The organism is Candidatus Margulisiibacteriota bacterium (assembly GCA_003242895.1).
In the GTDB taxonomy this organism is placed as follows: domain Bacteria; phylum Margulisbacteria; class Riflemargulisbacteria; order GWF2-39-127; family GWF2-39-127; genus GWF2-39-127.
Map to the genome: position 1 here is coordinate 107,277 of QKMY01000045.1, position 22,800 is coordinate 130,076.

Annotated in this window: 23 protein-coding genes; 11 read left to right on the forward strand and 12 right to left on the reverse strand. The window is 36.5% G+C overall.

Going from position 1 to position 22,800, the window contains the following annotated elements; all coding sequences use genetic code 11:
* Positions 1-11 precede the first annotated feature (11 nt).
* From DKM50_06715 to DKM50_06750, 8 genes are all read right to left on the reverse strand, one after another.
* Positions 12-1,661: a hypothetical protein gene (locus DKM50_06715; protein PZM79867.1), complete on the reverse strand. Its 1,650-nt coding sequence runs from the start codon at positions 1,659-1,661 to the stop codon at positions 12-14.
* A 17-nt stretch (positions 1,662-1,678) separates the two neighbouring features.
* Positions 1,679-2,902 (reverse strand): hypothetical protein, encoded by a 1,224-nt coding sequence (locus DKM50_06720; GenBank protein ID PZM79868.1) that lies wholly within the window; start codon positions 2,900-2,902, stop codon positions 1,679-1,681.
* A gap of 9 nt (positions 2,903-2,911) precedes the next feature.
* Entirely contained in the window at positions 2,912-4,039 is a 1,128-nt protein-coding gene (locus tag DKM50_06725) for a hypothetical protein (GenBank protein PZM79869.1), read from the reverse strand.
* Positions 4,040-4,042: 3 nt separating this feature from the next.
* The gene (locus DKM50_06730; GenBank protein ID PZM79870.1) at positions 4,043-4,738 is read right to left on the reverse strand and encodes an FkbM family methyltransferase; all 696 of its coding nucleotides are present in this window, start codon (positions 4,736-4,738) and stop codon (positions 4,043-4,045) included.
* 20 nt (positions 4,739-4,758) lie between these two features.
* Positions 4,759-5,514 carry an SAM-dependent methyltransferase gene (locus DKM50_06735; GenBank protein PZM79871.1) on the reverse strand — a complete coding sequence of 252 codons (756 nt, stop codon included), beginning with the start codon at positions 5,512-5,514 and terminating at the stop codon, positions 4,759-4,761.
* The gene (locus DKM50_06740) at positions 5,511-6,629 is read right to left on the reverse strand and encodes an aminotransferase DegT (protein ID PZM80024.1); all 1,119 of its coding nucleotides are present in this window, start codon (positions 6,627-6,629) and stop codon (positions 5,511-5,513) included. Before DKM50_06740 ends, DKM50_06735 begins: the two co-directional genes overlap by 4 nt.
* Positions 6,630-6,634: 5 nt before the next feature.
* Entirely contained in the window at positions 6,635-7,060 is a 426-nt protein-coding gene (locus DKM50_06745; GenBank protein ID PZM79872.1) for a hypothetical protein, read from the reverse strand.
* A 137-nt stretch (positions 7,061-7,197) separates the two neighbouring features.
* Positions 7,198-8,181: a hypothetical protein gene (locus DKM50_06750; GenBank protein ID PZM79873.1), complete on the reverse strand. Its 984-nt coding sequence runs from the start codon at positions 8,179-8,181 to the stop codon at positions 7,198-7,200.
* Between the two features lie 134 nt (positions 8,182-8,315).
* Here DKM50_06750 and DKM50_06755 point away from each other — a divergent pair, with 134 nt between their 5' ends.
* From DKM50_06755 to DKM50_06805, 11 genes are all read left to right on the forward strand, one after another.
* On the forward strand, positions 8,316-8,930 hold the full coding sequence (locus DKM50_06755) for a hypothetical protein (protein PZM79874.1): 615 nt from the start codon (positions 8,316-8,318) through the stop codon (positions 8,928-8,930).
* Between the two features lie 10 nt (positions 8,931-8,940).
* Positions 8,941-9,477: a hypothetical protein gene (locus tag DKM50_06760; GenBank protein PZM79875.1), complete on the forward strand. Its 537-nt coding sequence runs from the start codon at positions 8,941-8,943 to the stop codon at positions 9,475-9,477.
* Entirely contained in the window at positions 9,452-10,498 is a 1,047-nt protein-coding gene (locus tag DKM50_06765) for a hypothetical protein (protein ID PZM79876.1), read from the forward strand. Before DKM50_06760 ends, DKM50_06765 begins: the two co-directional genes overlap by 26 nt.
* 31 nt (positions 10,499-10,529) lie before the next feature.
* Positions 10,530-11,696, forward strand: a complete 1,167-nt coding sequence (locus DKM50_06770) for a CDP-4-keto-6-deoxy-D-glucose-3-dehydrase (GenBank protein ID PZM79877.1) — start codon at positions 10,530-10,532, stop codon at positions 11,694-11,696.
* A complete protein-coding gene (locus tag DKM50_06775; protein ID PZM79878.1) occupies positions 11,683-12,156 on the forward strand; it encodes an NUDIX hydrolase in 474 nt (157 codons plus the stop codon). The genes DKM50_06770 and DKM50_06775 overlap by 14 nt, the downstream gene beginning before the upstream one ends.
* Positions 12,153-13,337: a hypothetical protein gene (locus DKM50_06780; protein ID PZM79879.1), complete on the forward strand. Its 1,185-nt coding sequence runs from the start codon at positions 12,153-12,155 to the stop codon at positions 13,335-13,337. The genes DKM50_06775 and DKM50_06780 overlap by 4 nt, the downstream gene beginning before the upstream one ends.
* Before the next feature lie 128 nt (positions 13,338-13,465).
* Complete coding sequence (locus DKM50_06785) at positions 13,466-14,602, forward strand: hypothetical protein (protein ID PZM79880.1); 1,137 nt, start codon at positions 13,466-13,468, stop codon at positions 14,600-14,602.
* Between the two features lie 22 nt (positions 14,603-14,624).
* Positions 14,625-15,275, forward strand: a complete 651-nt coding sequence (locus DKM50_06790) for a hypothetical protein (protein ID PZM79881.1) — start codon at positions 14,625-14,627, stop codon at positions 15,273-15,275.
* Positions 15,037-16,152, forward strand: a complete 1,116-nt coding sequence (locus DKM50_06795) for a hypothetical protein (protein PZM79882.1) — start codon at positions 15,037-15,039, stop codon at positions 16,150-16,152. Before DKM50_06790 ends, DKM50_06795 begins: the two co-directional genes overlap by 239 nt.
* 163 nt (positions 16,153-16,315) lie before the next feature.
* A complete protein-coding gene (locus DKM50_06800; protein PZM79883.1) occupies positions 16,316-17,956 on the forward strand; it encodes a hypothetical protein in 1,641 nt (546 codons plus the stop codon).
* Positions 17,957-18,186: 230 nt separating this feature from the next.
* Entirely contained in the window at positions 18,187-18,582 is a 396-nt protein-coding gene (locus DKM50_06805; GenBank protein PZM80025.1) for an endonuclease, read from the forward strand.
* 107 nt (positions 18,583-18,689) lie between these two features.
* Here the strand turns inward: DKM50_06805 and DKM50_06810 are convergent, their stop codons facing one another.
* The 4 genes from DKM50_06810 to DKM50_06825 form a co-directional block, all read right to left on the reverse strand.
* Positions 18,690-19,628 (reverse strand): hypothetical protein, encoded by a 939-nt coding sequence (locus tag DKM50_06810; GenBank protein ID PZM79884.1) that lies wholly within the window; start codon positions 19,626-19,628, stop codon positions 18,690-18,692.
* Between the two features lie 61 nt (positions 19,629-19,689).
* A complete protein-coding gene (locus DKM50_06815) occupies positions 19,690-21,936 on the reverse strand; it encodes a hypothetical protein (GenBank protein PZM79885.1) in 2,247 nt (748 codons plus the stop codon).
* Positions 21,937-22,037: 101 nt separating this feature from the next.
* A complete protein-coding gene (locus DKM50_06820) occupies positions 22,038-22,418 on the reverse strand; it encodes a DNA-binding protein (protein PZM79886.1) in 381 nt (126 codons plus the stop codon).
* A complete protein-coding gene (locus DKM50_06825) occupies positions 22,384-22,731 on the reverse strand; it encodes a nucleotidyltransferase domain-containing protein (protein ID PZM79887.1) in 348 nt (115 codons plus the stop codon). Before DKM50_06825 ends, DKM50_06820 begins: the two co-directional genes overlap by 35 nt.
* Between the last annotated feature and the right edge of the window lie 69 nt (positions 22,732-22,800).

Here is a 22,800-nt window from a genome sequence, read left to right on the forward strand (position 1 = left end):
ATTTCTTCCAATCAAACTAAAGATAACAAAGATTTAATAAAAGCTTCCCGTTCCTGTACATACAGATCATACAGGTCCAACGCAGGCAATCTTTCGATGTCATACAAATCAGCGATCTCTTCTATTAATGAGAACCGTCTACAATAATTCTGCGTCTCAAGGTATCCTAACAAATCATTATCAGCCTGTGTCCGGGCGGTACAAAACACTTTTGCGCCCGACAGTAAAAGCTCATAGAATGTCACACCATAAGCACAGATGCCATACGCACAAGATGACACATATTTGTAATTATCTTCTTCTGAAACCATTATATTATTTCTGATATTCTCTATCGTATAATTAGAATAAATTCCTTTTTTTACAAAAATCGGCTGATCATCAGGTAATACCGCCAAAGCCTTTGCTAACCATTGGTCGGGATCAGAAGCGCCGAAGCTTATATAGATTCCATGTTTTTTATGTTTTGCCTTAATCTCGAATTCTAATTTTTTGTTTATAAAGACCGTTCCAAGCCCTGAGTATAAGCGACACTCCGGTGAAGGGACCAATAATGGGTGGATTCCCTGCAATATCAATACATTCTGAAAAGAAGGGACTTCAATTCTGTCATAATATATGACTTCTTTATTTAAGGCATGCAGAATATCATTGAATTTATTATGATCCTTTAGATCAACTATGACAGCAGTACAATTAAAAGAGGTAAGAATGGCGCTTAGATTATCAGGCTGATAGGTATGATAATCGAAGATATAACCTTCATTAACCAACTTTTCTTTAGCAAGAGCATCGTCATTAACTAAAAAGTTAATATTATGATGATAAGCTTCATTAAGCTCTTGGGCTAATGCTATCATTCTGGATAAATGACCAAGTCCAACATCTTGAGAAGCTTCAGTTAAAAAAACAAACCTTTTGGTAACGTGGCTTACATCTTTCTGCTTAACATGCTCATGCAAGCGCAGAATAGCTTGGTTTTCTATTATTATATCTACTGAGTTTTCCAGATTAAACTCAATATTTTTATGACGACAAATAGACTCTAGGTGATTCATAAACCTTAGATCTGCCATATTATCAACAGAAATCCTGCACAATTTTGTGCTTAGCTTAGCAGGGACTTTTACCACTACCACGTCATGTCCCTTATAATCGATCATATATCCAAAATTTTCTCTCTGATCAGGGGTTATACTGTTGCAGTCTATATATTTCATACATTCACGGGATAATAAAGACGTTCCTTCATGTATACTTTGTTCCCCGATTACAAGGGAAGGAGATTGTTCCAATAAAGCTGTGAATAGGTCTTGAATAAACCCCTCATCAACGAGAGGACAATCACCAGAAATATACAAATAGTAATCGCCAGGGTATCTGGTAACGGCCTGGATGTGTCTTCCGACCACGTCATTTACATCCCCATTATGCTGAAATACTTCGTATTGATGACGACTTTGGTATTGAGCATAAAGGTCAGAGCCAGGTTCCAAAGTGGTAGAAATAACTATCTGATCAATTCCCGGGATATGTGACAACCTCCATAGAATCCATTCGATAACGGATCTGTCACCTATTTTACGAAAATGCTTCTTCGGCATCCTAGCCGAGGAAACGCGAGCCTGTATAAGCGCGGTTACTGTCTTACCATTAATCAATCAACATTACCTCGATATTATAATAAAATATTAATCATTGCCAAAAATGTGAGATTATAAAAATCATTCGTAGTGCTTGAGTCATATATTTCGATTGGCTTGCGCCCGTAATTAATTACCTTTTCCGTCATTGTCTTGCGTGCATGGACTGACGAGATCAATACTTCATGATTGTTATCGATCATTAATACGTCCGGGTTTAATACCTGGTATCCTCTAAAGGAACTACCCCATTTGTCCGGATTGTTATCAATCAAGCCAATAATCTTTGTGTTAATCTGTGTAAAATCTATAGCAGCCAAGAGGCACTCCGTATGCTGTCCGGCGCCATATATATAAATATTTTTCCCAGTCAATTTTGTTTGTAAAACAGAAAAAAAAGCATCTGTTATTTTTATTAGGTCAGGATAATAGTCGAGAGCTTTTTTTGTCACGAGCCTACTTTGTTCCGGGACATGATTACAATAACATTGTACAGCCGCATTCAAACAAGCGAAAGCAAAAGCTTTCGGTTTGCATGCAAGCAATTTCTCTGAGAGATCATCTCTTGCAAAAAATCTATCAAGCGTAAGAATTTTATGCTCCATATTTTCTAAATGCGGAATAACCTGTTTACTAATCTGGGCGGGATGATCAGCACTTTTTGAAACGATCTCATTGATGTAATAGAATGGATAATGGACTCCTAAATTGATATTAAATTCGTATTCCCAACTACCACAATTATCCAGATAATACGACCACTGATCCGAGTTAAAACATTCTCTTTTATAAAAAGTTGAAGCAAAAGGTGGATTGGTAATGGAACACAATACCTGTTCCAAATTCCAGGGACTAGCGTTGTATATCCCAGTAATATTACCGTCGATATCAGTAAAATATACATCACCATAAATCGCCCCGGCATCAGGATGCTTTTCAAACTGATTAATAGCCCAGGAAACAGCATGAGGAAGCAGTTCTTCATCCGAATGACAATGACAAAAAAAGTCTCCATTTATTCTGTTTAATGCCTTGATCCAGGCATCGCCCCAACCTTTATCCGGCTCAGATACAAGATTGATCTTATTCCCGTAGCCTTCGAGGATTTCCTTTGTGCCATCGGTTGATGCACCATCCTGGACAATGATCTCGATATTTGGATAATCCTGCGCTAGCAAGCTGTCAATACATCGACTGATAGTCTGCTGCCTGTTCTTAACAAAGCATATTATTGAGAATAAAGGTTTGTCTGATCTCATATAACACTCTCAGGTAGGTTTCGTTAACAACGAATCAATAACTTTCAAAAAGGGACTAATTGTTTTTGTTAAATCTAATTTATCTTCAAAAAAATTATAACATCTATCGGTATAATTAACTTGGTTCATAGAAGCCAGTTTATCGGGAACATCGTTAACCTCTTTTACTACAAGCCCTAGGTTATAATCTCTTATGTAATCGCTGAATAATCCGATCTCATTAGTTATTACAGGCACTCCATGCTGCAAATACGTCGAAATTTTTCCTGATGCCAGACCAATATATTCTATGTTTTTACCAGTATATATTGTGGCATTGTCAGCTTGGTAAAAAGCAATACCTAAATCAATAGAAAACAACATATCCTTCAGTCCGTCATATTGCTCAATCGAATCTTCCGAAAAGTATACATGATCGAGTTTCTGATTATTCAAGAGTTTTTGAACTCTTTCTTTTGTTTTCCCATAACGTTCATGCAAAACGAGCACCCAGTTTTCTGGCCAAGATGGAACTGTTTTGATAATCTCATCCATCATCGTCCAGGAATCAATAGATCCTGCAAAAAAAGCTATTTTTTTATCTAATGAAATTCCCAGCTTTTGATGTAGGTACTGTTGCCTCATCCCTCTCCGAACACTTTTACCGGCGACAGGTATTCTTATTATTTTCGCATCGGTTATTTGATTTTCTTTTGACAATAAAGCAGCGCGAACCTCATCCTGGCAGACAGCAAAAGCAATCCTCTTACAAGCTTCTCTCTCTATAGATTTAAATATTTTATTTGTTTCGGACTCAAAAAATATTTCATAGGAAATAAGGCCATAAGGAATATTGAGCACTTGTGACAAAACAAACGCATCAACGATACCGGCACGATCAACTCCGATAAGCAAATCATACGCTAACTGTTCAGGAATGCAAGCTACATCAGATACACAATTTTTTTTATTGATGTCAACGTCATTAAAGATAAATCTAGCTCCGGGACAGGGAGCAATCTGATGGTGATTTCGTTTAAGCGAAATAATATCTACTTCATAGCCATTCCCACATAATACCTTTACGATATCGTTTAAATTGGGATTAAAGCTAATATTTCCCTCAGGATGAATAAGCAGAATTCTCTTACTTTTCAATGATTATGACCTTTCATTCCACTGTTCAATGGTTGCATATAAATTTGATTCCCTAAAAAAGCCATTTTGTTTTACAAATGCCAGATCAATTTGTGCGCAGGCACCATCCAGCATTCGATAGGTGATGTCAGCAATATCGTATAAAACAAACCCTCGTTCTTTCATAAATATCACAATTTCACCAATTAATGGGGCGCCTTTATAAAACTCAAAAAAAGATGCTTCCAGCACTACACATTCTGTTAGCTCAAGCACTTTACTCGCGCCATTGAGAATCTCAAGTTCACTGCCTTGTGTATCAATCTTCAGCAGAAACGGGCTTTCTAACTTTAGATCCATATATAATTTATCCAACGTAGTTATATTAACTTTTCGCTCTATTCCATCAAAATCAGCAATTTGTTCTTTAAAAAGCGAAGATCCATCCAGATGATCTAAATGTACATTAATTTTTCTTTCATCCTCTTTTGCACCCACTCCACCTATTATGTAATCAAGATTCTTGTATTTTTTCTTGAGATTGACTAAATTATTTTCTCTTTCAATTAATGGCTCAATCAACAAATGGCGCGACGAAGTAAATGTGTCATATAAACAATACGTCCCATTAGCTGCACCAATATCGATAACTGTACCCGGCACGAACCCTAACTTGCTTATATGCGATACCAGACCATTCAAGGTATCTCTTTTTATCATATTTTACTCCAAAGAAACTTTTATTTTTGCTTTTGTGCTACAAAACTGACACCCCAGGTATCAAAGCCAGGCTCCTTGCCTGTAAGCCATTCTTCAACAGCAAGGATTTTCAGATTATTTAATCTCAATAATATTTCTAATTCCGGTTTAAACAGATATCGCATTCGATGGGTTTCAAACGTTCTTTCAGATTCCTGGGTCGATTTATCCAAGGCTATTATTTCGTAATTAACATCTACTATATTATCGTTTGGATATATGACAGGATTAGCAATTCTTGTAATGTGCAGAAGGTCATCTTCAAATATCTTTGTCCTTGATTCCGGCCTTTCAGTCAATACTGCCGTGCCATACCACACGTCAAAAATGAATACTCCCTCAGGAACTAAATGATTGCTAATTCCAGCAAATGTATTGATTAGATCATTATTAGAAACCTGATAACTGATCACATGAAACAAAGCAGTAATGACATCAAAGGTATTATCCAATTCTAAACTGCGAATATCTCCCTTAGAAAAATCTGAACAAGTCCCGGCATTATTTTTTTTCGCCAGCGAGATCATTTGCTCACTCTGATCTATTCCATGAACACGATATCCCTTGCTCGTCAGTAACTTTGCGTGAATTCCTGTTCCGCACCCTAAATCCAGGATCTGCCGACAATCTGGCTTGTATTTCTTAATAAGCGAATCCACATAATCCACTTCTGCATAGTAATCTTTATCTTTATAAAGTAGATTGTAATAGCGGGCGTAATCATGGAATACTTTCATGAAAAGATACCTTTCACAACTCTAACCACTATTTCTATCTGCTCATCTGACAGCGCCACCCCGCTTGGGATATAGAATCCTTTCCTGGCCAGGCTCTCAGCTACAGGATATTTTTCATTTACAAATAGCTTCCTTTTACGAAAAACCGGCTGTTCGTGCATAGGAAAAAAGAATGGCCTTGCACCAATATTTTTTTCTGCCAGCACTTTTATAGCCTGGTCAGCGTCCATATCAATATCAGGGCTAATGACCACGCCATAAACCCAATATATATTATCAGCGTAATCTGTATGTGTCACTGGAAGCTGCAACCCTGTAATGCTACCAAGCATTGAGGTATACCGATTACCCATTAGGCGCTTATTCTCTATAAATTGTTCAAGTCGCTCAAGCTGTGCGAGGCCCAGAGCTGCCTGAAGATTGCTCATACGGTAATTCCAGCCGAGCTCTTCATGCACGAACCGTTTTTTTGCCTGGAAGCAAAGATTACGCAAAGATCGGCACCGCGCTACTAATCTGGGATCATCAGCCAGCACCATCCCGCCTTCTCCGGTAGTAATGTGCTTGTTCGGATAAAAACTAAAAGTACTGATATCGCCAAAACTTCCACATGGTTTCCCTTTATAGGTTTGACCATGCATCTGAGCTGCATCTTCAATAATCTTAAGGTTATATTTATCCGCAATAGCTAAAACAGGATCTATATCCACTGGTAAGCCATAAATATGTACGACCATAATTGCTTTCGTACGAGAAGTTATTTTAGCTTCGATTTGGGTTACATCCATATTCCAGGTAACTAGGTCAGAATCCACAAGGACTGGGGTCGCGCCTGCCCTAACAATTGCTGCAGCGCACGAAATAATAGTAAACGTCGGAAGGATCACTTCATCGCCGGAGCCAATCTCCAGTGCGGCAACAGCCACATCAAGAGCTGCACTCCCATTACACACTGCTACTCCGTATTTGCGGCCAATACGAGCTGCAAATTTTTCCTCGAACTGGCTGACAAACGGACCTTCGGAAGATATCCAGCCGGTTTCGATGCATTCGTTTAAATATTTTTTCTCGTTACCGTCAAGCAATGGGTCGTTAACTGGAATAAAATCAGTCATTTTTATCATTTCAGTTTGATATTAAGATTTTCGCAAGAGAATCTTGTTTTATCGCAATCACCGGCAAAAGGGCCTTGTTTAACCTCAAACATCTCCAGATCTTCCAGCACCTCGAACCCATGTCCACCAGTAGATAAAAGTATTATATCTCCAGCACTTAGAATCCTGCTCTCAATATAATTCTGATCGTCATCAAAAAAATCTACTCTGAGGCTGCCTTTTCTGATAAAAAGGACTTCCTTTGTATAATGAACTTCCCGGGTAACCGGATTGTGCACATGAGGTTCTATGAGCTTCCCTTGAGGATGTTTCATAAAAGCTAGTTGCTGCGAAAAGTCAGTGGGCGTAAAAAAGTTGACACCTGGTTCGTTATAATTATTATGAATAATTATCGCTAAAAGCACTTCTTTATCACAAATATTTTCGATCATATATACTCTCTCACTATTAGCAAAGATGCTTGTTTATATAGTAGCATAATAGAATCATTAATTTCTTATAATGATTAGCCCGGAAGTTATAATTATTTCTAGCAAAGGGATTTCATTACCGAAAATCATAGTAGTGCCTATTCTGATTGATCTACCGTTGCAGCTTTCTTGAGCCACAACAGACATACTCCGCCCCAGGGGTGTGTCACTTCATCAAACAATCCCGGATCTATGTTCTCTATATAATTATTGCTTCCATCAATTCCCGATAATTCCACTAGCTCAAGCGATGAAAACATTTTTATAATCGAAGATATAGAATACATTCTGTGAGAGTTGAAATATACCCGCTCAAATTTGCCTACAGGTATAGCGAAAAAAAGGTTCCCAGCTGGTGCTAACACTCGAATGAGTTCTGCCGCAGCTTTCTCGGTTCCTTTTGGATCTAACTTGTCTCCATATCTTCCTAGACCAGTATGCTCAGCGACATGCAAGCATGAAATCGAAGGGACAGAATTGTCTGGATAAGGCAGGCTAGTAATATCACCAATTTTAGTCTCAAAGTTTGCTAGATTACATTGTATTGGCCTGACATCAACAAAAGTAACCCGGGTTAGCGTACTCAGCATTCCCACAAAAATCATTCTGGAGCCAACGTCTACATGGGAACCGACCATTGTTTCCTTAATCCGCTTTAATGCCCAAATATCTTGGTAGAAATACTGGCCTACATCCCCTGCAGAAGAATATTTATCGTTAATAAGCGGAATCATCCACCGGATGTCAAAACTTTCTGCACCCGGCATCTTAAAATAGCTCCGCAAATCCTTGTAGAATTGCGCATATCGCTTAATAACAACCCTCGTTGATGGTGGATATAGCCAAAAATCACGAAAGGGCCATAGCACCCTCAGTTTTAGATCACTCATCCTTGAAAATAAACGCCTTACAGGACGAATCGGAAAAATGATAGACTTAACTAACCTGAACATACCTATTAATCTCCTTAGAATAGTTAACGAACATATTTGGGACGGGCTACATTTGTACTTTAGCCAATTTACGATATCCGGCTCTTTTTTGTCCTTCAAAAAAAGGTATTTGTTCGAGCCCTTCAGCATTTATGAAGAATCTAGATGACTACCTACTATATATCTTTTTAAATTTATTATAAAATTGTTATCATGAATGATCAACACGTAAAAAAATAAACCCGGTAAAATTATAATTGAATAATCCATTTAAAGGACACCCCATGAAAAGTTTATTAACTAAAGAAGAATTAATATCTTTTGAAGAAGATATTGCAAATTGTTTTAATAAAGCCATGATTAAAGCGCCCATCCATCTTTATAGCGGCAATGAAGATAATATTTTAGCTGTTTTTGAAAACATCGATGAAAATGATTGGGTGTTATGTTCCTGGCGAAGTCATTACCAATGTTTACTTAAGGGTGTCCCAAAGGAAAGATTAAAAAATGATATTCTGGCAGGAAGGTCCATCTCTCTTTGCTATAAAGAATATAAAATCATCTCCTCTGGGATTGTTACCGGAGTAATTCCAATAGCAGTTGGCATTGCACTGGATATTCAAAGACGAAAGGCAAAAAATAAAGTATTTTGCTTTATGGGCGATATGACTTCGGAATCTGGCATGGCTCACGAGTGTATAAAATATTGTATTAATAAAAAACTGCCAATCCATTTTATTATTGAAGATAATGAAAAATCTGTTTGTACATTAACAAGAGAAACCTGGGGTCTTGAAACATTAACTTTTGAAGGTTCTTTGAGTGAATATATAACTTATTATAAATATATTTCCAGTAAATATCCACACGCCGGAAGTGGTGTGAGAATCCAATTCTAGGAGTGTCATTATGAAATATTTTGATGAATTGAAAAGAACGATGGAATGGCTTTCGTATAAACCAGAAACATTATTTCTAGGACAAGCCGTGGAATATCCTGGGACTGGGATGACAAACACATTAGCAGGTGTATCAAAAAATAAATTACTTGAAATGCCTGTAGCCGAAGAAATGCAAATGGGAATTTCTATTGGATTAGCAGTTAATGGCTCTATTCCTATAAGTATTTATCCCAGATGGAATTTTTTGCTACTAGCTACAAATCAGTTGGTAAATCATCTGGATAAAATATCACAATATTCTAATGGAGAATTTAATCCAAAAGTAATAATAAGAACCAGTATAGGTTCTGAAAGACCGATTAATCCCCAGATCCAACATACTGGAGATTATTCTGACGCGTTTAAATTGATGCTAACAACTGTTGAAGTAGTAGTACTGGACGAACCGCAACAGATTTTTCCTGCGTACGAAAAAGCGTATTCACGAAAAGATGGGGTCTCAACAATACTCGTAGAATATGGGGATTATTATAATGAAAAATAGAGTCGAGGCATTAAGCGACTTATTAACTTTCGATGCAATGAAAGTCGCATCGTGTTTTGATTTCCAAGAGTTAACTAATAAACACATAATAATAACCGGGGCGAGCGGTTTAGTTGGTATAAATTTTTTAGCCTCATTGTTGCAGATTGCGAAGAAAGTTAATGGAATGAAAATTTTCCCGATTATTCATTCTGACCCATCGGAATTTCTGTTACCATTGCTTAATTCTAAAACAGTACAGGTTTTCAAAGGGAATCTAACCGATAGTGAGTTCATAAAGACACTACCTGATGCAGATATAATCATTCATGCTGCCGGATCAGGTGAACCAAGTAAATTTATGACAGACACATTAGCCTCACTCAAAATAAACACATTAACCACATTTATGTTATTTGAAAAATTAAACTCTAACGGAAAATTCCTTTTTATCAGCAGTAGCGATATATATAACGGACTGGAATCAGCAAAATATTCAGAAAATCAAATAGGAACTACGAATACGGATCATCCACGCGCTTGCTATATCGAAGGGAAACGGACCGGAGAAACTATCTGCACTCTTTATAGGCAACAGGGGGTAAATGCATCTTCCGTCAGACTTTCATTAACTTATGGCCCTGGGACCAGGCCAAATGACAAAAGAGTACTTCCTTCATTTATTCAAAAAGCAATAAAGGGCAAAATTGAATTGCTGGACGAGGGAGAAGCAACAAGAACATTTTGCTACATCTCGGATGCGATTGAAATGATGTGGCACATTATCCTACACGGCACACATAGTTGCTATAATGTAGGTGGGGTTTCTGCAATCAAAATCAATGAACTGGCTTATTTAATCGGTCAATTATTAAATGTTCCGGTCGTAATCCCTAATGTAAAAAAAAGTATCGCAGGAGCGCCAAGCAGTGTATTCCTTAATTTAGATAGAATAATGTCTGAATACAAAAAAGAAAGCTATATTGAGCTGCAAGAAGGTCTTGAAAAGACAATTGTTTGGCATAAGAATCTTATCGAATAAAGTTAAAGACCCCCAAACAAGAGGTACTTATATGTGGAAATTACAGGAAAACATTCTCGAACAAAGCGATAAAGATAAGCTGTCTGAATTCATTAATTCAACAGATCGATTTACACAATTTGAAAAAGTAAAACAATTTGAAAAAGCATGGTCAAAATGGCAAGGCTGTAAATATTCTGTTTTTGTTAATTCAGGCAGCTCAGCTGATCTAGTTATGCTTGATAGCATCAAAGAATATTACAACATCCCTGATAATAGTGAAGTTATAGTGCCTGCGGTAACCTGGGCTACCAATATTACATCAGTAATCCAAGCTAAATTAACCCCCGTATTTGTTGATATTAACTTAAACGATCTTTCTTTTAATTACGATGCCATTGAAAAAGCCATTACCTCGAAAACAAAAATCATCCTGGTCACACATCTTATTGGTCTTCCTGCTAATATTACAAAGATCAAGTCTGTTGCAGAAAAATTCAACTTAATAGTTCTTGAAGATTGTTGCGAGTCACATGGGGCATTATATGATGAGATAAAAGTAGGCAATCATGGTCTCGCAAGTACCTTTAGCTTTTATTGGGGGCATCACATGACTACTATTGAGGGCGGTATGTTATGCACTGATATAGAAGAGTTGAACGATCTGTTCATCTTAAAAAGATCACATGGACTCGCAAGAGAACTGGACCCCTCAAAACATGATGTTTATAAAAAGAAATATCCTGATATTGATTTTAATTTTTTATTTCTTACCCATGGATACAATTTTAGAAATACGGAATTACATGCTACGATAGGGATTGCGCAGTTAAAACATATCGATCGTTATATTGCCATTAGAAATACAAATTACGAAAAATTCATTAAATTAATTTCATTCTTTGAAGATAAACTCTACAGCTGTAATCCTAAAGGGTTATCATCATTCTGTTTGCCATTCATTTTTAAGGACAAAAAAGATAAAAATATTTTGCAGGCTAAGTTTCACGATAATCTAATTGAAACCCGTCCAATTATAAGCGGCAATCTTTTGCGGCAACCCTGCTTTAAAAATTATGGCAATTATGCTGATTTTCCTAATGCGGAAATACTGCATCAAAATGGATTTTATATTGGCAATAATCAGTTTGTGAACGAAGAACGGCTCAACAAACTAAAAGGTATTCTCGAGGAGGTGTTTTCCTATGTATATTCCTGAACAAGAGTACCAACTCATACTCAATAATATGCCGATTCTCTGTGTAGACTTATTAATCGTACATGAAGGTAAATGTCTATTGCTTAAAAGAGATAATGAACCTGCGAAAGGCGAATTTTGGTTTGCAGGCGGCAGAGTTAGAAAACTTGAAACGATAGAGCAAGCAGCAATTAGAATCGCAAAAGAGGAAACAAATCTTGACTGCACATTTAAAAAAATAATATCTGTAGAAGAAACCATTTTTACCAAAAATGAAAACATGCGAACAGATGTGCATACGGTAAATATCTGCTGTGAAATATCTCCTGTTAATATTAGTTCTTTTAAATATGATAAATATCACAATGGTTATCAGTGGGTTAGTGAACAAAACTCTGCATATCATCCGGCTGTGAATCATCCGCTTTTGCTACTCGGGGTTGATAATATTGAAAGGTTAAATCCGTATATACAGCCATGATCAATCAAACTATTCTATATTTGCCGCAAACAGATTGCTGCAACCCGATAATTAAACCACATGCAAAAAACCTTGGTGTAAATGTGAGCTGGAATCCTGATTTTCAACTCGGGAACCCATTATCCAAAATTTTTAATCAGGTAATTCGATTTGAGATCGGAGAATCGTATTCCGAGTATGGAGTAATTCAAACGAATAAAAGGATTGTGGAATTAGTAAAAGAACATTCACCTAAATATGTGATTTGGCCTACCATGTCTTATGAAATACTTGAAGAAATATTTCAGGAAATCCGTAGCTTAGGAAGTTATGTTACCGGGTGGTTCTTTGATGATGAATGTCGGTTTGATAACTATTCCCGATGGTGGATTCCATATATGGATTATATCTTTACAGCAGATAAGGCCTCACTTCCCAGCTATCAACAGCTAGGGGCAAAAGCATTTCATCTTCTAGTTACCGGCGAACCTGATAACTTTACACCTTATCCATCGAATATATCTTATGATGTTAGTTTTGTAGGCTCCAAGCTTGTGGCAGATCGCGAAGATCTGGTAAAAAGTTTTTCCAGGGACGGAGTTGCTATCTCGACGTTTGGCAAGGGTTGGGCCAATGGATTTGTTTCGCATGATGAAATGGTACAAATATTTAGCAGTAGTAAAATAAATATATGTTTTACAAAAGCTTATGGTACTGGTGTTCGCAACCAGTTAAAAGGTAAAATATTTGACATCACGATGTGTGGAGGTTTTTTGCTTTGCGAATACGCAGCAGGAATTGAAGATTTTTTCGAACTTGGAAAAGAAATAGTATGTTTTCATAATTATGAAGATGCACTTGAAAAAATTGACTATTATCTTATAAACGAGGAAGAACGACAAATAATTGCACGAGCCGGTAAATTACGAGCGACCAACGATTTATCACAGAGCAAACTACTTGAAAATATTTTTAGCGTAATAGAAGCAGAAACTACAGACAGCAAAATACGCCCAAGCATAACACCTCCTGATCTACAACAAATGTCGAAATATATTCTAAAACTACATGCCCAATATCACGTGCGTTGGGCAAATGTTTTAAGAGAAACAGGATTTGATAACAAATACTGGCAGGATGAGTATGATCTGGCGTGCAAATATGATTGTGATTATGCTAAATTGCATTACGATCAACTCTAATTAATTAGAAGGGCATATTCTATAATTAGAATCAGATCAAAAAAATACTAAACAATAGAACAGAGTATCTCAAATATGATAACTAAACTAAAACAACACTTAAAATTACTGACGAAAGTGATGAATTAATGCCAGATCAAAAGAATAATGAGTTACTATATATTTTGAATCGATATGTAAACTACGGTGTACCTACAGCTTTAAATTTTAAATATAATGATTTTTCCGAAAAAACCATTTCTTTTGTTAATTCATTAAAAACTACAGAGCCTTTCTCTTTCCGCTACGCACCTTCTGTTGGTAAACCAACTATTTACGGTTCAGTATATGCATGTATGCTTTATGGTCTTTTTAATAAACTAGAGAAATTCTCTGTTACTGAAAAAATAAAATGGGCGGAATATTTTAATAGTTTTCAAAATACCGAAGGCCTATTTATAGATCCTTGCCTGGAAAATGATAACTATTATAATATCGAATGGTGGGGAGCAAATCATCTTTCCTTACATTTGATAATTTGCTATACCTATCTTGGAATAAACCCTAAACATGAATTTAACTATATAAAAAAATATTATAACCCATCCGGCCTAAAGGCATATTTAAACAATTTAAATTTTGACGATATTAAGACAACAGATGCAGATAACGCGATAATGAATCTTGGGAGTCTGCTGCAATATCAGCGTGATTTTTTTAAAGATGAACATGCCAGAAAAGTATTGGATATATTATTTAATGAATTGGAGAAGAGAATTAACCCCAAATGGGGGAGCTGGTGCTATGGCAGTGATGATGACATGGTCTATCTGTCACGTGCTCAACAATTTGCTTATCATCTATATCCGCTTTGGTTATATGACAAAAAACCAATACCATATATGGAAAAACTCATTGATTTAACACTTAAAACTCAAACTATATTAGGTGGGTTTGGGGCTCAATTAAACAGCAGTGCCTGTGAGGATATTGATGCTATTTATCTTCTAGTTAAATTTACTTCTCTAACTGATTACCGGAAAGAGGAAATAAATATAGCACTGAATAAAGCCTTTAGGTGGGTACTCACAAATCAAAATAATGATGATGGTTTCGTATTTAAACGTAATGAACCATTTGTATATGGGCATACATTAACGAGTAGTAAAAAAAATGAAAGTGCATTATTCCCAACTTGGTTCAGAACACTAAGTATTGCTTATTTAACTAACTATTTATTAGATACGAATTTTAAATTAATAAAATGTCCCGGGTTGATCAATTAAAAACCAAAAAGAGGCTGATATCATGAAAGTCTATCATCATTACAATAATGACCATTTGCCAAATTCTGCAGAAATTATAGTTCCTTATATTATGGAGTTACTTTCACCAACAAGCGTAATAGATATTGGCTGTGGGTTAGGTCAGTGGCTGTATGTTTTTAAACAAAATGGTGTTAATAAAATTCTTGGAGTAGATGGAAAGCACGTTCCAAAAGAAAAAATAATGCTAAAAGCTGACGAATTCTTTGAGTTTGACTTAAATAATTGTGAGAATTTTTCCAGCCAAAACAAATTTAATTTAGCAATAAGTTTAGAAGTCGCAGAACATTTGATCGAGGATAAGGCCCATAGCTTTATTAATATGCTAACACAATTAAGTAATATTATTATTTTTTCTGCCGCAATTCCTGGGCAAATGGGAGAAAATCATTTTAATGAACAATTTCCCCAATATTGGATTAACCTTTTCGCAAATAAAGGATACTCAGTCCTTGATCCATTTAGAAAAAAATACTGGAATTCAAATGTTAATTGGTGGTATACGCAAAACATGTATCTATTTATCAAAAATGATATTTCAATTAATTTACAAAAATATATTTGGGATGAAAATGTTTATATACATCCTAAATTATTTGAAATATATAAAAAGCAACAATCGCAAACGAAATAAAAACTTTTTCACTATGGTTATAAAAAAACACCAAGGATATGTGTACAATATGATAAAAAAACTTATATTAAAACATTTACGAAAACATATTAATGCACTATACGAAGCTGAAAGCAAAAAATTCAAAACTCCATATATAAAAAGAAAAGTTATAGAAGGAATTAGTTTTGATTTTTATATCGGCGATCAGGATGGTAAAGATTGGTACGATACCTATTGTACAGACCCTTACTGGACTGAAATGCGTATCATTAGGGACTATTTAATAGCTCCTGGGGATGTCGTACTTGAATGTGGCGGACATCAAGGTTGCACAGCGATTCTGCTATCAAATTGGGTAGGGCCTACCGGGAAAGTGATCACGTTTGAGCCAAATCCAAACAATGTTGAAATACTCAAAATAAACTTGGAAATCAATAATATAAAAAATGTAAGTATTGAACCCAAAGCGGTTGGAAATGAAAATGGTATTATTAAATTATCAACAGAAACATCGAATTCATTTATTAATACCGACTGTATTAAAAATTACATTCAAGTTCCAATAGTTGAATTGGATAATTACGCCCATTATAAACCCACTTTTATTAAACTAGATGTGGAAGGCGCAGACATTCAAGCCCTTCGTGGAGCAAAAAACATACTCAAAACATTACCCAAAATAGCAATTGAAGTACATACAGATTCCTTATCAAGGTTCAATGATAAGTTAGAAGATTTCTTTTGTTTGATTGACTTCAGCAAGTATGATGCATACGTCCAATGGAATTATGAAAAAGAGATTAAACCTTGGGATTTCTACAGTCCCGACAACCAGATTTTAGGATTAGAAAAATTTGTCCAGGGAACACATATTTTTTTAAAACCCAAAAAGTAACTTCAAATTTTCATATATACATTATTTATCAGATAAATTTATCTGCATTTACAAAAAAATCTACTGAGCAATAATAATTTCCCTTTGACAGTCATATTTTATTGTTATTATAATTAAATGATATTTTCATATAGAAGATATAACAACAATAAAAGGAGATATTATGAAAAAAGAATGGTTTATAGGTTTTGTGGCGGGAGCAGTCCTGCTCATGGCCGGGTGCGGTCAACTGAACAAACAACATATGGACACGGATATCACAGCTCCTGCGCTTGCGACCCAGTGTACCGAAAAAGTCATTGCCAGTACGAATGTAAAAATGAAGCTTAACCCTGCCGGGCCGGGAGGGATGAGAGTTTTATCAGTTTCGGAAGAAGTAACCACAAAAACGATCGAGATAGGGGGAAATGTCCCTAATTTCGGGCAGTTCTATGTTACCGGGAATATTACCTTTAATGTCACTGCTCAGTCCTGGACAGAGGCAGATGGATATATCATGTACGCGATCAACTATAATGACCTGACCAGCGAAGATCTCGAACGGGTCTACGTGCGTGCGTACATGCTCGATACTGACGGACTGCGCGGCAAGGTCGTGACCTCAAGTGTCTTACCATTACAGGTGAAAGCGTACAACAACTTCAGTTATACGAACCTCACCGGCACTGCGCTCACGATGAATACCTGGGAGAAGCCATTCTCTAATGTAATCGACCATATGCAGCCGCTCAAGTTCCGAGCTGATTTCACGAATGCGTTATCTCAGGAATACGGGGGGACTATTGTTTTTGAGTTGGTGCGGGTGGAGAATGTCGATGATGATACTACGCCACCGGGAATGCCGAGCAGTTTTACGGTTGCTTCAACTGCAAATGCAGCAGGTATTCAGACTGTTACGCTAGGTTGGATTAATCCAACAGATCTTGATTTTGCTGGGGTAGAAATAAGGAGAAGTATCACCGGATATCCGCAAAGCGTATCAGATGGAATCTCAATCTATTCTGGGTCAAGTTCATCAAAGGTTGATGCCAATAATATTTCAAGCCAAACAACTTATTATTACAGTATCTTTGCAAAAGATAATAATAACAACTGGTCTTCGGCTGCAACAGCTTCTGTAACGCCGTATTTAGATTCTTATACAAAATTGTTATTGCATATGGATGGAGGTAGTATTGATGACTCTTCCTTAGCCAATCAGACGATCAACGTAAATGGCAGCGTAACACAAGTATCCTCTCCTGCCCACTGGGGTAATATTGGATCATTTAGCTCCCCCAATTATTTATCGGTAGCAGATTCCGAGGATTGGAATTTCGCTGCAGACGATTTTACAATTGATGGTTGGGTTTATCCCAACAATCTTTCAAATTATTCAACAGATGTTTATAGCAGCAGATTTACTATTTGCACTCAAGGTACAGGTTATGGCGCCTTTAGTCTGTTTATGTATAAAGATAATAATGTGATTTATCTTATTTTCACTGCTTCAACGTCAGGCACTACCTGGGATATCAATACCGGCTATGTAACCGTCAACATAACCGAGAACAGCTGGAATCATATTGCAGCGGTAAGAAATGGGAATGCTTTTAGTCTTTATGTTAATGGTTTACAGGTAGGTTCAGCTACTTCATCCGGTACGATAATTAATTCAACTGCGGTACTGAATATAGGGAAATACTCAAATCCACCTAATAATGATTACAGATATGCAAAAGGCTACATTGACGAATTTCGCATCTCCAAAGGGATCTCACGTTGGACAGGCTCGACATTTGACGTTCCGACAGCACCGTATTAATTAATTTCTTTGTAGAGACGCACAGCCGTGCGTCTCTACGCTTTACATTCCTACAGACAAACTACAGACACATTCGCAGATATGCAGCCTGTAACTTGTCAAGCGAATTGACTATTCAATAAAGGTATTCTAAATCCCAGAGGGATTTAGAGCAAAATAACATCTCCCTCGTTGAGGGGGATGTCTTGAGCGAAGCAAAAGACAGGGGGAGTTCGATGCAAAGAGGATTAATCCAAGTCAATTCGAGATTACCATATAATCCTAAATTAACAGATCGCGCCAAGGAATTACGAAAAAACATGACCAAAGAAGAAAAAAAGCTCTGGTATAATTTTTTATCAAAGACTGACTATCGTTTTCTTAGGCAACGACCGATTGACAATTATATTGTTGATTTCTACTGTGCAGAATACAGATTAGTTATTGAAATTGATGGTAGCCATCATTATACTGAAGATGGATTTAAGTATGATTCCGTAAGAAGTGAGATTTTATCAGGATATGACATTAAGGTGATTAGATTTACTAATCAGGATATTAATAATAATTTTAATGGGGTATGTCAAAGAATAAATGACGAACTCCCCCTGTCTTTTGCTGCCGCGAAAGACATCCCCCTCAGGTGAGGGAGATTTTTCTTTAGTTGTCAGTAAATTACCATAGACTGATAGCCATGAGATCCAAAGGTCCTTATAAAAGAAATTATTTCAAGTGAACTAGGCGGAGAATCTTTCTATAAATAGCTAGGTTCCATAATCCATTCAAGCAAGCTTTGGTCATCGTTAATTTCTTTTGTATAAAAATCAATACCGGAATTATACGCTATGATAATTTTTTCTTCCACTTCATTCCGGGCTTTTGCAATGTTTTTCTTTAAACTTTGGAAACCGCCATATTCACCGGATTTCCTCACGCAGGTAAAAGCGTCTGAAATTGCCTGATTGAAAGATCTTCTCATAAAATACTCGATAGTCAGTCTACTTACCGGGACTATATGATATACAGAGGCTTTTGGATTATAGAGAGTTTTATATCCTTTTTCCATAACATGCTGGCTTACAAATGTCTCTCCATCACCCCTATACCTAATCAATTCCTGAGGCATGCCATCTGGATGGAACCCACCTGCATCAAGTAAAATACTTTTCCTTATAGCGAAATTACATCCCCAGACATAGTGCGGACTTATTTCCTTTATCTCATCTCCAAAATCGAGAAGACTCAAATAGCCCAACGCCTGTCCCTGATCGCTTCTCTTATTCCACATATCCATAATCCATGATGGAGGGGCAGTCTCAAACCGAGGCAATATCTTGCCTCCGACCAGATCGGCACTCTGGTTTTGAAACGATTCTTTTACGCCAGCTAACCAGTTGGGGAATGCAATTATGTCATCATCAGTATATACGAGAATATCTGCTTGAGCTTCTTTAAGCCCGATATGTCGGCCAACATGAAGCCCAGGAGTTGCTTCGTAAAAATATTTTAAATTCTTTATTTTGCCAATAAAATTCTCAGTAATCTGTTTTGTATTATCTGAAGACCCGTTATCAACCACAATCACCTCAAAACAACCCTGAGATAATGACTGAACACAGATTGAATCCAACACGCCAGATAACGAACCAGCTCTATTTCTTGTTGGAATGATAACAGATAGATTTATCGACATTACTTCTCTCCAAGGGCAGTTGCTATCTTTTCCTCAATAAAATTCTAAAAAGCCTACCGGATCACCCCGATGCTGCTTCCAGCTTAACTATCATAAATTTGTTACCTTCTTGCACTGCTAATAGCATTCGAAGTTCATTAGCATATTTTTTCTTAATTATTTCACCAGAATCTGATCTATGATAATTTTTAAAATTATTTTTTGTATATCTAAGCAGTTCTGCAGGGATATGTACTTCGATCATTCTGGCTATCTCAGGGTAACTCCGATATATTTCACCCCTGAAGTCATTGAGTAACGAATATTTTTCTTCGTATTTAATACCTGGCATTTTTATTTTTTCAATAATATTAGCAAACTCAGAATCCAAGCAATTACAGCGATATAGCACTTGAGTGATGTATTCTGTAGCGTTATCAGTTATCTTTGATAAAACTTTTACTTGATTAGTGATTAAATCCCCTGAAATTGAGTAACTAGTTAATAGCTCTTTTATTTCATTTGCCGACACTCTTATCGCGCCATTTATTCTTGCACCCCGACTTGTGAGATTATAAACATGCAGGTTAGCTGTAGCAATATACGATTCAAAAGCTCTTATATACAAAGCGAAAGTTGATAGCGTGGGAATGTTTTGATCAAAATAATCTTTTACTAATAAAACCGGCTCTCCTGGGATAATTGGATATGAAATAATATTGGATAATATGCTTATAAATTTACTATATTTAGCATCTAAATCAAGATTATTCTTTTTAATACGACAATCATAGTCTATTAATATTTTTCCATCGCTATTAATATATCCTTTTAAAATCAACTCATTCCATAATTCTTCCGGGTTATTACAAAAAACAATTGTCGAACATGCCAATATAAAAAAACAAAACGCATCATATGTCAAATAACCGAGCTTAGGGATTAGAATAACTTTCACTTCATCCCACATACTTTCTAATAAGGGTAATAAATTGTCATCATTTGTTGATAACCATTTCTTACGAAGCTCCTGATATTCAGAAATTAGACTATTAACATATTCCACATCTTTTATTGACCTGTTTCCAGAAAAAGAGCCTAAGGGTCTCGCATAATATTTTCCGTTTATTTGTAATATTTCTATCCTTTTACCAATACTCGCACCTTGAACATGATCCGTCTTTCCCAGACACAAATCCTGCCCAACAAGCACTATCGGATTCCCGCCTAGTTTGTCAGCAATCATCAGCGAGGACAAAGCAACTGTATGAAAATCCGGAAAACGTTCAACACAAGGATACGCGACATCTTCAAAGTAAAATCCAAACTGTTTACTGCCTTGCAACATAATCCTTATCGGTCCTTGCCAACTTGTCAGCATACCGGGATAGGTAGTAGTTCCGGCTACGAGAAGTATGTCCTTAGTCAGATGTGAATTTTCTTCAAAATATTTAAACTTACCCGGTAACGGATCAATTGCAGTCACAATATCCGGCTTGATACCGTTCTCGATCAGCACCTTAAAGGCAGAATCCGCACAGATAAAAATCGCTTTATCCCGGATCTTTTTCAGGTCTTCCAGATAATCATTCAGCGATGGTCCGGAAGCGATACAAATACAGGGTACACCTTCGAACTTACCAAAAAGCTCGTTTACCGGAGGACAGGAGAACATAAACGGAATGTTCTTGAATTGGTTCTCCAGCATTGGTCTGCCACATTTAATATAGGTCCTAGCGTTAAAATCTTTTTCCTGGATGAATTCTGCTACTAATGAGTTCACCTTATCAAGATATTCTTTCGCATAATTGGTCATAAATAATGAGGGAACGATAATAACTCCGCCAAGATTGAGCCACTGGGCTGCATGGAGGTTCCTGAAAGTATCCAGATTAACATCACCTAGCACAAAACTTATTTTCTGATGGCTAATTAACTCTGTCAGATCTACATGATTCAAAATAGTTTTGAAAAGCGCCATGTCAGGCTCAATTATAATCAGCTCTCTTAACCAGGTAACTTTGTTAATCAAGTCGAATACGTGATACCCACACCCCAAGCCAATAACGATGGCAAAAGCTGCGTTCAGACACTGCTGTTCATGATCTGCATAATAGGTCTGGATATACTTAGACGATTCTTTCTGCGGGTCATACGTGCTGTGGTAATAATAGTCCTTGCCGTCTCTAGTAACCTTACTATTAGGTTGACCGTTCTTAGCGGCAACGTATTGGTATTCTGACGGCATGGCAAGGTCATCCAGACTTTTTGCAAGAGCTGGATATTTTGATGCTAGGGCTGATATATTTTGGGTATAAATCCTTTTCATTTTTTTAGCCTATCTCTCGTTGCTTTGCAATGATAAAAATAAAGTAAAGGACTACAGGAAATCGAGAAGAAGTTTCTTAAGAAATCTATACATAACGACATTCAGGTTATCGAGCAAAGAATTTTTTCCCGCAGTTTCAAAGCTCTATCCAGGAGAACTTCAGCTTCTTCGAAAGATATCTCATAACCTTCTTCATAACGAACAATCACAGCGTAAGGAGCCAATAACTCAGAGATTTCATAATAGTTCCGAAAAGTTCCGTCAATATTTATTGCCTCTTCCAAAAGATAAGTAATGTCATGAGTGAATCTGTACAATACGTTCATCTTTACAAGAAACGCTTTCAATAATTTTTCAATCATTTGTTGGATATGGAATACTATTATATCAGGAGAAGATCCTTGTGCTGACATAAGAATGGTTACGGTAGTGTAGTCTTGTTCTGCCTTATTCTTTAGAACTCTCACTCTGTTGTCGTTCATATATCTTTATTCCTCCAACCAAAGCATTGTATACTACTGAATACTGGTCATTCTTTTTTTCATTTATCTCTTTCGAAGTATATACTAATATGTCGAGAGGATAAGCTATCCCTCGCAATAAACTACGAACATAGCTCGAACGCAAAGGCAATTTCTGATCAGTTTCTTTTTCTATGAGGATATCTATGTCGCTCATTTCGGTCTCTTCCCCACGGGCAAACGAACCGAAAATATAAATAGCCCGAGGATCGTAACCGCTGACGACACGTTCTTTTATAAGATGATATAGATTTTCTTTAATTTTTTTATTCATCGAACCAGTCCTTACCCATTATTATACCGGATACCGGATTATTTACAATTATTTTGACTTATTAATTAT